Below are 13,842 nucleotides of genomic sequence, written 5' to 3' on the forward strand. Positions count from 1 at the left end.
AAATAATGCGAAAAAAAATAATAATGTATGGCTTAAGTGAAGGTGTATCAAAAGGATTAAATGTATTATTAATCCTTTTACTTCCTTTGTTTCTTTCAGTGTCTGATTTTTCAAAGGTAGTATTGTACATTGGATTTGAACAAGTAATTTTTTCATTGATTTTATTTGGACAAAATACTTCATTTATAAAATGGTATGACGCTTCAGAGCCTTTATATTCTTCTACGGTATTAAAATCTACTAATTCAATTTTTTTGTTCACAAGCGTTGTATTATTGTCGTTGTTGTTTTGCTATCTGCTTTATTATGAAGACTACTGGTTGATTTTGTTTGTTTTTTCAGGTTTTTTTATGGCCAGAAATGAAGTACAGAATATAAAATTTAGAGTTGATGGTAGGCATTATGAGTATTTTAAGGCAAAAAATATACTATACATAGCAAAATTTTTATTGTGTCTTTGTTTTATTTTAATCTTTGAGTTTGGTGCTGAAGCATATATTATTTCAATGTTTTTATCTGCAGTACTAATTCATTTTTTATATAATAATGATAGGTTTTTTAAAAGTATTGTAGATTTTGATAAAAAACAATCTGCTAGCATTGCTTTGTATTCCTTACCAATTGCTATACAAGCTGCTATTAATATCGTTTTTTCTTATGTGGATAGATTTATGGTTAGTAAAATGCTGCCTGAAGATGAGCTTGCTGTGTATGGTTTTTCATATAATATCGGAGCGTTAGGGTTTTTTTTTGTTAGTTTGTATTCAGTAGTTCTACTGCCAAATTATTATAAAGAAAAAAGCTTAAATGATAAGGCTAAGAATATTTTAAAATCTTTTTTCTCTTTGTCGATTGCTTCTATTTTTTTATATATGTTTGTTATATTTATTTTCTATTTTTATTTTTCTAGATTTTATCCTTCTGAATATAAGGCTGGGCTTGTTTCAAGTTTAATTGTTTGTACGAGTTATTTTTTTCATGTTGTGTATTTGGTGAATTTTTACAAGTTAAATATAATAGGAGAGTTAAGGTATATACCTTTTGTTAGCTTTTTTTCGTTGCTGATTAGTGTTTTTCTAAGCTATTTTTTCATTCCTGTTTTTGGTATAAATGGTGCTGCTTTTTCATTGTTTATTTCTCAGTTTGCACTAGCTTATTTAGCATATGTTGTATTTAAACGAGTTGAATTTAAGTATGAATCTTAAAAGATGGATGTTGTTTTTTTTTCTTTTTCCGGTTTTTGTTGTTATTTTTATTGAAGAGGAGGAACTAAGGTCTTACGTATATGTTGCATATGCATGTCAACTCATAGTTTTGTTTATTTTTCTTTTTTCTTATAGAAATGCTCTTGTTTTTATAAATCCATTATCATTATCTTTAATATACGTGTTGATATCTTTTTCACTAGGAAGTTGGGCTTTTAGTAATGATTTAGTCTATGTTAAAAAGAATCTAATCGATTCTTTTTCTTGGAAATACTTTAAAGAAACAACATTTCTAATTTTGTTTTTCAATTTTATTGTGTTCTATATTTTGTCAAAATTTAAATTTAAATTTTTTCCTCTCTCGTCGAAGGATAGAGATATAGCCTTGTTTAGAGCTAAGAAGCTGTTTTTTGGGGTTTTATTAGTCTGCTTTCCATTTTTTTTCTTTGATATTAACCTAGAGATAGTAGGTGGTAGTGGAGGCTTATCAGTAATACCTAAATCAATATTTTTTATTTCGCTTATATATATTCTTGCAGTTGGAAAATATAGATTTAGAATTGTATTTTACATTTTTATATTAATCGGTTTTTCTGTTTTTTCTTATGAAGACAAAAGAGATGCGATATTTTTTATTTTTCCGATCTTTTTCTTGGAGTCACTTTTTAATGATTTAAAGCTGAATTTTAAAGGAATGGTGATCGGTGTTTTCTCATGTGTGAGTATATTGATTTTAATTATCCTGATGTCAATAAGTAGAGGTTATGGTGGATATGAGCTTTCATCATCTATTGATTCAGTTTTTTATATATTCGATTATATAAAATCTGATTTATTTTATATTTATCTCTTTAATAATTTAGAGGTTAATTATACTTATTTTCATACTATGCAGGCATTCGATTATATACAAGATGATATATGGCTAATCAAAGCCGGGTCTACTTTAGTGAAATTTTTATTTTTGCTGGTTCCAAGATCTGTTTTTTCTGATAAACCTGATAGTTTTATTGATATTTACACATCATTATATGATCCAACCTTTAGAGCTCTGGGAGGGTCGTGGCCTCCTAATTTTTACGCTGAGCTGTTTTGGAATTTTAGCTATTTTTCTATTTTTTTATTGTTTTTTTTCTATTATTTGTTCTTTTTTATATATAATAAAGCTATATTTTCTATATTTAGAGTGAATATAATTTCATCTATGCTTTATCTGTATTTTATATATTTGTTTTTGAGTTTGGTAAGAGGATCTGGTTTTGATTTATTCGTTTTTAACTTTATAATCGCGGCGTGGATAGTGCTATTAGCTTGTTTTATTGTTTTTTTAGTTGACATCTTCATTAAAGAGGGGGAGAGGGATAAATGAAAACTGTTGTTATTTTTCAAGAGAAAGTTATGCATTATCGTATTGATTTTTTTAATGTTCTTTCAGAAAAATTTAATGTGATTGTTGTTACAAATGAAGTTAATCAATATTTAGAGCTATGTAGGTTTGCTACTGTTGTATTGAAGTGCAAGAAATATGGTGTGTTTAGCATAGTTCCTAAGCTCAATCGTTTTATCAAAGAGATATCACCAGATATTGTTATATCAACTTTTGATATAAGGTTGTTGTCAGTTGTCTATATGATGTTTAGGAATAAAAATAAAGCTATTTGGTGGGGGTTGGATACAGGAAAAAATATGCTAGCAACAAAAGTTAAAGTGTTGATAGCTAAAATGAAAATACCTATCATTTTTTATAGTAAACATAATATGGAAAAGTTTATAAAAAAAGGCGTGAAAAAAAATAAATGTTTCTATGCTAATAATACTTTTCACGTACATCAGCGGACAAAAAGCTTTCTTTATAAAAAAAATTCATTCATCTTTGTTGGAAGCTTTGATAAACGTAAAAAAATAGAAGTCTTAATTAAGGTTTTTTATGATGTGCTTCCAAAACTTGATCCGAGTACTAAATTATATTTGATAGGTGATGGAGATACTTTTTCAGAAACTCAATTACTTGTTAATGAACTAAATTTATCCGATAGAGTTAAAATGCTAGGAAGAATAACGAATTCAAGTGAATTAATAGAGTACTATAATTCTTCCTATGCTTCAATTTCTCTAGGTCAGGCAGGGTTATCTGTTTTACAAAGTTTTGCCTTTGGTGTTCCATTTATAACATATAAAAATGCTATATCAGGTAGTGAAATTACAAATATAATTAATGAGTATAATGGCTATCTTATAAATAATATGAATGAACTTGGTGATCTGATAGTAGCTATGGAGTCAAATAGTATTGATGCAGCTAAGTTAGGAGAGAATGCATATAGATACTACGATGATTACTGTTCAATTGAAAAAATGAGTGAAGTTTTTTCTCGTTTGGTTGAAGAGGTTAGTAATGATTAAGGTATTGGTAAATGGTCTCAATTCTAACTCTGCTGGTGGTTTAAATGTGTTGAGTAACTTCTTATTGAGTTCTCTGAAAAATAAAGACGAAAGAGTTGAATATTTTGTGCTGGTATCAAGTGATATACTGTCTAAAAATTCTTTGTTTGAAGGTGTTCATTTTATTAAGGTTTCTAAAATTTTTTCGTACTCCTATTTTAATTTATTTAGTTATTTTTTATTGTTTTTGTTTATTGAGAAAAAATATAAAATTGATGTTGTTCTAAATTTCGGGGACTTAATACCAGTTTGTCGTTCAAGAATGGTTTATTATTTTGATTGGGCTTATGCTGTATATCCTGAAAGTGATATTTGGAAAGATATGTCGGTAAAAAACCTTATTGTAAGAAAGTTGAAGGTTTTTAATATAAGGCTTTTAATTAAATACTGTTCTTTGGTTATTGCTCAAACAGAGGTTGTTAAGAAAAAAATTAAAAGCACACTTTTTTATGATAGAGTTAAAGTGGTGAATAATACAGTGAGTTTTGATTTTGGAGAGGCAACTAAAGATCTTGTTTATGATTTCAAAACTGGCTTTAAGTTTTTGTATATTACTAGGTATTATCCGCATAAAAATATTGAATCTCTAATGGAAGTTGCGAAAATAATAAAAAAAAATGGAGATGACTTTAAAATTGTCTTAACTATAGATGAAACACATCATAAAAAATCCAAAAAATTGATTGAAGATATTCATATCGAAGGTCTTGGTTCTGTGATAATTAATGTTGGTGAGGTCAAGAGGGGTGATATACCTGCTTTGTTCTCTTCTGTTGATGCTTTGCTAATGCCTACATTATTAGAGTCATATTCTGCATCTTACTTAGAATCAATGTATTTTGGAAAACCTATTTTTACGAGTAACTATGATTTTTCTAAAGAGGTGTGTGCTGATGTAGCTATTTATTTTGACCCTCTTAACCCTCAGGATATATATTCTAAGATTAAAGAGGTTGTATTGAATGGGGGGGGCATTAGTGAGAGGGTTAAAAAAGGCCAGGCTTTGGTACATGATATACCTAGTTCGGATGATTGTTTTAAAAATATTCAGGAATCATTGATAGAGGTTTATTATAAGTGAATGTATTAAAAGTTTGTACAAAGTGTGTTATGGACACAACAGACACTAAAATAGTATTTGATGAAAATGGAATATGTGATCATTGCAATACTTTTTATTCAGATATTCAGCCTAACTGGCATCCAGATGAAAAGGGTTGGGCCGAAATATCTGCAATTGCAGATGATATAAAAAAAGAGGGTGAGGGAAAGGAGTTTGATTGTATTATAGGGATGAGCGGAGGTATTGATAGCTCGTATCTTGTTTATCTTGCGAAAGAAAAACTTGGTCTACGTCCTTTAGTATTCCATGTAGATGCTGGTTGGAATTCTCAGCAAGCGGTTCATAATATTGAGCAAATCGTAGATAGGCTAGGTTTAGATTTATACACTGAAGTTATTGATTGGGAAGAGATGAAGGATCTTCAGCTTTCATTTTTTAAAGCTGGCGTGTCTCATACTGATACGCCTCAAGATCATGCTTTTTTTGCGACCATGTACAAATTTGCATCAAAGCATAATATAAAACACATTCTTACCGGTGGAAACTATTCTACGGAGTGTATTCGAAACCCCCTAGAGTGGATGTATTTTCAATCAGACTCTCGTCAAATTAAAGATATTCAGCGTAAGTTTGGTTCTAAAAAACTTAAAAAGTTTCCGCTCACAAATATTCTTTGGCATAAAATTTATTTGCCCTATATCAAAGGGATAAAACTTTATAGACCTCTTGATTACATGCCATATGATAAAGAAGAGGCTACGCAATTTTTGGTTGATAATTATGGTTATCAACGTTATGCACAAAAGCATTTTGAGTCTCGTTTTACGCGTTTCTATGAGGCTTATTGGCTGTATGAGAAGTTTGGTTATGATACGAGAAAAGTGCAATATTCTAGCTTGATAGTCACAGGGCAAATGACGCGTGAAGATGCGCTTGAGAAACTTAAAATGCCACCATATGACCCAGAGACAATCGATGATGATTTTAGCTACATTGCGAATAAACTTGGTATAACTACAGCTGATTTAAGAGGTTATTTAGAGGCACCGAATAAGACATACAAGGATTATAAAAATATACAGTCTATATATGAAATAGGTGCAAAGGTTATGAGAAAGTTAGGTCTCGAAAAGGGAGGTAAGAGGTGATTGCAATAGTTGACTATGGTTCAGGAAATATTCAAGCCATCCAGAATATTTTTACGAAATTAAAAATAGAGACATTTTTCGCCAGCCGCCCTGAGGATCTTAAAAAGGCCAGCAAGATTATTCTGCCTGGAGTTGGTGCCTTCGATACTGCGATGATGCAGCTTGAACAGTCCGGAATGAGATCAGCTTTAGATGCTTGTGTGTTAGTAGAAAAAAAACCTGTAATGGGTATTTGTGTTGGTATGCAGATAATGGCCAAAAGTAGCGAAGAAGGTGTCTTGTCTGGCCTAGGTTGGTTTGATGCTACGGTAAAAAAATTCGATGAATCAAAAATCGAACATAAACCTAAACTACCTCATATGGGATGGAATGAAATAGTCCCAAGAGAAGAGCATCCAATATTAAATAATATTGATCAAGAGAAAGGGTTTTATTTCATTCATTCTTATTATTTTAATGCCCACGATCCTAATGATATTTTCATAGAAGCATATTATGGATGTGATTTCTGTTGTGCTGTCAAAAAAAATAATATTTTTGGTTTTCAATTTCATCCTGAAAAAAGTCACTCTAACGGTATAAATTTATTTAAAAATTTCTATGAGTTTTCATTATGTTGAGGTCAAGAGTTTCACCATGCTTGCTCGTGCAAAACAAAGGCCTAGTGAAAACAGTAAGATTTTCGGATCCTAAATATATTGGTGATCCTATTAATGCTGTTAAGATATTTAATGAAAAAGAAGTGGATGAATTAATTATTCTAGATATAGATGCGACTAGCCAGAATTGTGAGCCAGATTACAAGATGATTAAAAATCTGGCTAACGAGAGTCGAATGCCTCTATGTTATGGTGGGGGAATTAAAAATGCTCAACAAGCTCAAAAAATAATTAAACTGGGAGTTGAGAAGGTTGCTATATCTAGTGAGGCACTTAATAATCCGAATGTTCTTAAAGAAATGGCGGCTATAATTGGTAAGCAGAGTATTGTTGTTGTATTGGATGTTAAGAAATCACTATTTGGTAATTACGAAATATATATCCATAATGGTAAAAAGAAATTTAAGAAAAAACTTGAGCAAGTTATATCGGAGTTAGAAGAGATTGGTATTGGTGAATTGGTTATTAACTCAATTGACCGAGATGGTATGATGAATGGTTATGATATTAAATTAGTCGAAAGAGTAAGAGAATTAGCTACAGTTCCCTTAACAATTATTGGTGGTGCTGGTAAACCAGAAGATATTCTAGAGCTTATTGAAAAATTTAAGGTGATAGGAGCTTCTGCTGGGAGTTTATTTGTTTTTAAGGGTGTTTACAAAGCTGTACTAATTAGTTATTTGACTCAAGAAGTGTTGATTAAAATTAGAGAAATCGCGCGTTCACAATCAGGAAAGTAAGATGAAGCAAGTACTCCAAGACATGGCTAAAGGGGGCTCAGCCATCGTTGAAGCTCCTGCACCGCAAGCAACAAAAAACAATGTTGTCATAAATACAACAACAACTCTTATTTCTGCTGGTACTGAGCGGATGTTAGTCGATTTTGGTAAGGCTAACCTGATTGATAAGGCGCGCTCTCAACCAGACAAAGTAAAGATGGTATTGGAAAAGGTGCAGACTGATGGATTGATGACAACCGTTGATGCTGTGCGATCCAAACTGGCGCAACCACTCCCACTTGGCTATTGCAATGTCGGTGTTATCGATAGTGTTGGTAAAGGTGCTGATCATTTTAAAGTGGGCGATCGTGTTGTATCTAATGGTCCTCATGCCGATGTGGTACGTGTTGCTAAAAACTTAGTGGCTAAAATTCCCGATAATGTGACGGATGAAGAAGCGTCTTTTACTGTTGTCGCAAGTATTGGGCTGCAAGGCATCCGTTTGGCTAAGCCAACAATGGGAGAATGTTTTGTTGTTACTGGTGTTGGTCTAATTGGCTTACTCACTGTTCAAATGTTACGAGCGCATGGTTGCCGCGTACTCGCTATCGACTTTGATCAATCTAAACTTGAGCTAGCTAAGCAATTTGGTGCAGAGACATGTAATCCTGGAAAGGGTGAAGACCCAGTAGCAGTCGGGATGGCATTTAGTCGAGGCATTGGTGTCGATGGCGTTATTATTACGGCCTCCACCAAGTCTAATGACCCTGTTACACAGGCAGCGAGAATGAGCCGAAAACGTGGCCGTATTATTTTAGTGGGTGTAACTGGTCTAGAGCTTAGTCGTGCTGACTTCTATGAAAAAGAGTTAACCTTTCAAGTCTCTTGTTCCTATGGGCCTGGTCGTTATGATCCTAGTTATGAAGAGCAAGGCAATGATTACCCTCTTGCTTTTGTTCGTTGGACGGAGCAGCGTAACTTTGAAGCGATACTGGATATGATGTCTGGTGGGCAGTTAAATGTTAAGCCATTGGTAACTCATCGCTTTAAGTTCGAAAATGCCAGTGACGCTTATGAGTTACTAACGACGGATAAAAGCGCACTGGGTATATTGCTACAGTATGAATCTATCCCACAGGATAGACATGAAACAACAGTGCGAATGCTCCCCGCTGTTCGGTACCAAGCAGGCGAACCTGTGGTCGGTTTTATTGGTGCGGGTAATTACGCTTCGCGGATGCTGATACCTGCTTTTAAAAAAGCGGGGGCAAAGTTTCATAGCATTGCAACCTCTGGTGGTATTAATGGGGTAATTCATGGTGAAAAAGCGGGCTTTTCAGAAGCCACTACTGATACCCAGGCGTTGATTGAAAATTCAAGTATTAATACCATTGCCATTGTTACTCGTCACAATAGCCATGCTTATTTTGTAAAAGAAGCGTTAAAGGCTGGTAAAAACGTATTTGTCGAAAAGCCTCTCGCCATAACGCATGAAGAACTTGCTGAAGTCGAAGCCGCTTATAACGAAGCGCTTAAAGCGGATAAACCACCCAAATTGATGGTGGGCTTTAACCGTCGTTTTTCACCACAAGTCCAAAAAATGAAAGCGCTACTAGAGCCAATAAAAGAGCCTAAGTCTTTTATCATGACGATGAATGTAGGAAGTATCCCCGCAGATCATTGGACACAAGATAATAATGTAGGCGGCGGTCGAATCATTGGTGAGGCCTGTCACTTTATTGATTTAATGCGTTACCTTGCGGGTAGTGAAATCGTATCTGTTCAGGCGCGTAGAATGGGTGATACTGATTCAGTAGAAATTACAGAAGATAAAGCCGCTATTATTTTAGGTTTTGCCGATGGATCGTTTGGTACTATTCATTATTTTGCAAATGGTGCGGCGAGTTTTCCTAAAGAGAGAGTTGAGGTGTTTGTCGCTGGAAAAGTTTTACAATTAGACAATTTTGTGAAGCTCAAAGGTTTTGGTTGGAAAGGCTTTAAGAAATTTAATTTATGGAAACAAGACAAAGGTCAAAATAACTGTTCTAAGTTGTTTTTAGACTCAATTAAAAATGGATCGGTTGCACCTATTACTGCGGCTGAAATTTTTGAGGTTGCGTCAGTTTCTATCAATGTTGCTGAGCAGCTGCGAAAACAATGAAGTCTATATTCGCTAAGTTTTCTAAGGTATTTCATACTTTGAAATACCTTAGGTTTGAACAGTTTTATTTTAGACTTTTCTATAAAATGAAAAAGCCTAAAGTTGATAATCTATTAATTAATAGTAATAATAATTGGTTTTGGAGTGCGCCGGCTCTTAATAATCAATCATTTTACGACGATGAAAAGGTTTCTTTTTTAAATCAAGACGGTTTAATTAAGAATTCTTTTGATTGGAACTCACCTCATTATTCCAAGCTTTGGTTATATAATTTACATTATTTCGATGATCTTAATTCTGAAAGCTACGCAGAGCGTGAAATAATTCATTGTCGATTTATTGACCGTTGGATTGCTGAGAATCCACCTTGCCAAGGCAATGGCTGGGAGCCTTATCCTATTTCGTTACGCTTAGTTAATTGGGTTAAGTGGTTTAGTAGAAAAGACAATGTTGATAGCAAATACCTTAACAGCATTGCTATGCAGGCGGATGCGTTAACTCAGCAAGTTGAGTACCATATTTTAGGTAATCATTTATTTGCGAATGCTAAAGCATTGGTTTTTGTTGGGGCTTATTTGCAGGGAAAGGATGCCAAACGATTTTTAGATTTGGGCTTGAAAATACTGGATCGTGAAATACCTGAGCAGTTTTTAGATGATGGTGCTCACTTTGAGTTGTCACCTATGTACCATGAAATTTTGCTTTGGGATTTACTGGAGCTTATAGATTTGGCTGACATAAGCCAGAACCCTAGTTTATTAGAGCGTAATGCTGAATGGCGTAACGTTGCGGAAAAAGCACTTACTTGGTTACAGAGCATGCTTCACCTTGATGGAGAAATTACTTTTTTCAATGATGCTGCGATTGGAATAGCAGCAAAGCCACAACAAATATTCGATTATGCTAAGCAGCTAGGCCTTTCTTGCTATGGTGATGAAAGCATACTGATTTCAAATAAGAGTAGCGGCTATAGTCGCGTTAATACTGGCGTTTATAGATTGTTTTTTGATCACGCTAATGTCGGACCAGATTATTTGCCAGGCCACGCCCATGCCGATTCGCTAAGTTTTGAAATGTCTGCTGGAGTGCAACGTGTTTTTGTAAACTCTGGCACGTCGCTTTATGGTGTGAGTCCAGAGAGATTAAGACAAAGAGAGACCGCAGCACACAATACCGTCGTGGTGAATGGGCAAAGTTCTTCTGAGGTTTGGTCAGGATTTAGAGTTGCACGCAGGGCCTATGCAACATTGTTAAAAAGCGACGAGACAGATGGCGTGGTGACCTTATCGGCAAGTCATGATGGTTATAAGAGACTAAAGCCCAAAATAGTCCATAAGAGAACCATTACATCGAATGCAGAGCACTTTATTCTTTTGGATGAGTTATCTCAGCCTACCGACGCTTCTTTCCATTTGCACATTCACCCTGATGTTCTTGTCATTAATGTAGAGGAACAGAAGCTAATGCTTCAATTACCCTGTCTAACATTGGTACAATTTGAATGTGAATGCCCTTTGATATTAGAAGAGAGTACGTGGCATCCTGAGTTTGGCGTTTCTTTTCCTAATAAAAAAATCATAGTGCCTTTTAATACAGGACGTTTAAGTACAAAGATTACTATTTTAAAGGACAAAAGTTGAAAATTTTAATACTGACTTTTTATTATGCCCCTGATCTTTGTGCTGGTTCGTTCAGAACGACAGCCCTTGTTGATAAGCTCAAAAAAATTCCTGGTGTCGAAGTAGAGGTTATAACCACACTTCCTAATCGTTATGCCTCTTTTTCTGCAGATGCCCCGGCGCATGAAATAAAAGATGGTATAGAAGTGCATCGGATTTCGCTGCCTTCACATAAAAGCGGCATGCTTGATCAGGTGAAAGCCTTTACTGCTTTTTATCGGCAAGCGGTTACTTTAACCAAAGGCAAAGATTACGATTTAGTTTTCGCGACATCTTCTCGATTATTTACTGCATTCTTGGGGGCTCGCGTAGCATCCTCTAAAAAATTACCTTTATATCTGGATATTAGGGATATTTTTGTAGATACGATTAAAGATGTGCTGTCACCCAAAATCACTTGGCTTGTAAAACCCTTGTTTTCGTTGGTTGAGTCTTATTCCTTTCGTAAGACGGATCGTATTAACTTAGTATCTAAAGGGTTTGCTGGTTATTTTTCTAGCCGTTATCCTAAAACCGAATATCGCTGGTTTACCAATGGCATAGATAATGAGTTTTTGGCTGTTGCACCTCAAACAGCAGATACTTCACAGAAGAACAGCATTTCAACAGTGCTCTACGCTGGTAATATTGGGGAAGGTCAGGGTCTTCATACTATCCTCCCTAAACTAGCTAAGCGTCTAGAGGGAAAAGCGAAGTTTAGAATTATTGGTGATGGTGGGCGAAAACCATTATTACAAAACCAGTTAGATGGAGTAACGAATGTCGAGTTACTGCCGCCCGTGGGTCGTGCTGAATTGATTAAAGAGTATCAGAATGCAGATGTGTTGTTTCTTCATTTGAATGATTATCCTGCTTTTCGTAAGGTCTTACCATCCAAAATATTTGAATATGCAGCGTTAGGAAAGCCTGTTTGGGCGGGCGTTTCAGGATATGCGGCAGACTTCCTAAAAGAAGAGGTTGTTAACTCGTCGGTATTTTATCCAGGTAATGATGAGCAAGGTTATCGTTCTTTTGATGCGCTAGCATTGGGTGTTCGGCCAAGAGGGGAGTTTATTAGTAAGTTTTCTCGAGAGCAAATCATGACTGAAATGGCCTATGATATTGTTGAGTTTGGTAAAAAAAATGAGCGATAGAAGAACTTTTATTACTGGCGGTTCTGGCTTTGTTGGTACTATTTTATTATCCGTTTTACCAGCTAATAGAATATGTATTTTTGGGCGGAGAGATTTGGTTATCCCCAATGCTAATTTTGTTAAAGGGGAAATACAACCAGATACTCAGTATTTAACTGCATTTAATAATGTAGATGTTGTCATCCACCTTGCCGCTCGTGTTCACATCATGAATGACTTTACCTCAAACCCTTTAGCTGAATTTCGAGCCGTCAACACGGAAGGCACGTTAAATCTCGCTCGTCAAGCGGCAGAAGCTGGAGTTAAGCGGTTTATCTTTTTGAGTTCGATCAAGGTAAACGGTGAATCCACGTCTGGTCGTCAGCCTTTTTCGGCGTTTGATGTACGTAGTCCAGAAGACGCTTATGGTCAGTCTAAGTCGGAAGCGGAAGAACAGCTTTTAGCACTTGGTAAAGAAACTGGCATGGAGATTGTGATTATTCGTCCGCCGCTGGTTTATGGGGAAGGCGTAAAAGCCAATTTTGCTTCTTTGATGCGCTTGGTTGGAAAAGGCTTTCCCTTACCATTTCGTGCGATTAATCAGAACAAACGTAGTTTGGTTTCCGTGTATAATTTGGTGGATTTGATTAAGGTGTGTATCGATCATCCCAAGGCGGCCAACCAAGTATTTCTAGTGTCCGATGACGATGATATGTCGACGTCTCGTATGGTTGCCTTGATGGCAAAAGTGCAGGGTAAAGCAAATTTGTCGCTTCCTGTGCCTGTGTGGTGTTTTAAATTAGCGGGTAAATTGTTCAAAAAAGAGGCCGTGGTCGATCGTTTGGTTGGGTCTTTGCAGCTCGATATTGAGCATACTAAAAAAACACTTGATTGGGTTCCTCCTTATACGGTTGAACACGGCTTTAAATTGGCGGCTAAAAAAGCGCTTAAATAACTGGATGTTAGAATGTTTCGTGTATTAGATTTGGTGTTTTCTCTGTTGGGCTTGGTGTGTGGCTCTCCGGTGTTGTTGGTGATTTATCTGATTGGCTTATTTGATACGGGTTCGCCTATTTTCCGACAAGAGCGCGTAGGGCGTAACAAAAAGCCGTTTGTGTTGGTGAAGTTTCGTACCATGTCGGTGGATACGGCTTCCGTGGCGAGCCATTTGGCGTCTACGGCTTCCATTACTAAACTAGGTGGTTTTTTACGCCGTACCAAGCTAGATGAATTGCCACAGCTTTGGAATGTTCTAAAAGGCGAAATGAGTTTAGTTGGCCCGCGTCCTGGTTTGTTTAATCAAACTGAGTTGACCCAAGCCCGTGATGCCAAAGGTGTGTTTAATGTGCGTCCTGGTATTACTGGGTTGGCGCAAATTTCGGATATTGATATGTCGACGCCTGAGCTGTTGGCGGAAACCGATGCGAAGATGATTCGAGATAAGTCTTTGAAAAACTACTTCGTTTATATCATTAAGACGGTAACAGGAAGCGGTTCTGGAGATAGAGTTAAGAGTTAGTTATGATTTTCGCAAACCTTACATGCATATTGTTTGCAAAATTGGTGTAAAATGTTTTTACTTAGGTTTGTTTTGTAGGTCGTGGTTTAGTGCGGCATTTTCGTTTTTGTAGATAAAGTTTTTTGACGGCCTAAA

At 35.5% G+C, this 13,842-nt stretch carries 12 protein-coding genes; all 12 read left to right on the top strand.

Features of this window, described 5'->3' with window-relative positions:
- Positions 1–5: 5 nt before the first annotated feature.
- On the top strand, positions 6–1,205 hold the full coding sequence (locus tag B6N13_RS02100) for a polysaccharide biosynthesis C-terminal domain-containing protein (protein ID WP_169458306.1): 1,200 nt from the start codon (positions 6–8) through the stop codon (positions 1,203–1,205).
- On the top strand, positions 1,195–2,574 hold the full coding sequence (locus tag B6N13_RS02105) for a hypothetical protein (protein ID WP_169458307.1): 1,380 nt from the start codon (positions 1,195–1,197) through the stop codon (positions 2,572–2,574). Before B6N13_RS02100 ends, B6N13_RS02105 begins: the two co-directional genes overlap by 11 nt.
- Positions 2,571–3,608, top strand: a complete 1,038-nt coding sequence (locus B6N13_RS02110; RefSeq protein ID WP_169458308.1) for a glycosyltransferase — start codon at positions 2,571–2,573, stop codon at positions 3,606–3,608. The genes B6N13_RS02105 and B6N13_RS02110 overlap by 4 nt, the downstream gene beginning before the upstream one ends.
- Positions 3,601–4,728 (top strand): glycosyltransferase, encoded by a 1,128-nt coding sequence (locus B6N13_RS02115; RefSeq protein WP_169458309.1) that lies wholly within the window; start codon positions 3,601–3,603, stop codon positions 4,726–4,728. Before B6N13_RS02110 ends, B6N13_RS02115 begins: the two co-directional genes overlap by 8 nt.
- Complete coding sequence (locus B6N13_RS02120; RefSeq protein ID WP_348981515.1) at positions 4,725–5,858, top strand: N-acetyl sugar amidotransferase; 1,134 nt, start codon at positions 4,725–4,727, stop codon at positions 5,856–5,858. The genes B6N13_RS02115 and B6N13_RS02120 overlap by 4 nt, the downstream gene beginning before the upstream one ends.
- A complete protein-coding gene (gene hisH, locus B6N13_RS02125; protein WP_169458311.1) occupies positions 5,855–6,478 on the top strand; it encodes an imidazole glycerol phosphate synthase subunit HisH in 624 nt (207 codons plus the stop codon). The genes B6N13_RS02120 and hisH overlap by 4 nt, the downstream gene beginning before the upstream one ends.
- Positions 6,472–7,257, top strand: coding sequence for an AglZ/HisF2 family acetamidino modification protein (locus B6N13_RS02130; protein WP_169458312.1), 786 nt, complete (start codon positions 6,472–6,474; stop codon positions 7,255–7,257). Before hisH ends, B6N13_RS02130 begins: the two co-directional genes overlap by 7 nt.
- Before the next feature lies 1 nt (position 7,258).
- Positions 7,259–9,397 (top strand): bi-domain-containing oxidoreductase, encoded by a 2,139-nt coding sequence (locus B6N13_RS02135; RefSeq protein ID WP_169458313.1) that lies wholly within the window; start codon positions 7,259–7,261, stop codon positions 9,395–9,397.
- 86 nt (positions 9,398–9,483) lie between these two features.
- Positions 9,484–11,037 (top strand): heparinase II/III family protein, encoded by a 1,554-nt coding sequence (locus B6N13_RS02140; RefSeq protein WP_248280194.1) that lies wholly within the window; start codon positions 9,484–9,486, stop codon positions 11,035–11,037.
- Positions 11,034–12,209 carry a glycosyltransferase family 4 protein gene (locus tag B6N13_RS02145; protein ID WP_169458315.1) on the top strand — a complete coding sequence of 392 codons (1,176 nt, stop codon included), beginning with the start codon at positions 11,034–11,036 and terminating at the stop codon, positions 12,207–12,209. The genes B6N13_RS02140 and B6N13_RS02145 overlap by 4 nt, the downstream gene beginning before the upstream one ends.
- A complete protein-coding gene (locus tag B6N13_RS02150; RefSeq protein ID WP_169458316.1) occupies positions 12,199–13,143 on the top strand; it encodes an SDR family oxidoreductase in 945 nt (314 codons plus the stop codon). Before B6N13_RS02145 ends, B6N13_RS02150 begins: the two co-directional genes overlap by 11 nt.
- 12 nt (positions 13,144–13,155) lie before the next feature.
- Positions 13,156–13,707, top strand: a complete 552-nt coding sequence (locus B6N13_RS02155; protein ID WP_169458317.1) for a sugar transferase — start codon at positions 13,156–13,158, stop codon at positions 13,705–13,707.
- Positions 13,708–13,842: the final 135 nt, after the last annotated feature.

This window comes from Marinomonas sp. UCMA 3892 (genome assembly GCF_012726345.1).
GTDB lineage: Bacteria > Pseudomonadota > Gammaproteobacteria > Pseudomonadales > Marinomonadaceae > Marinomonas.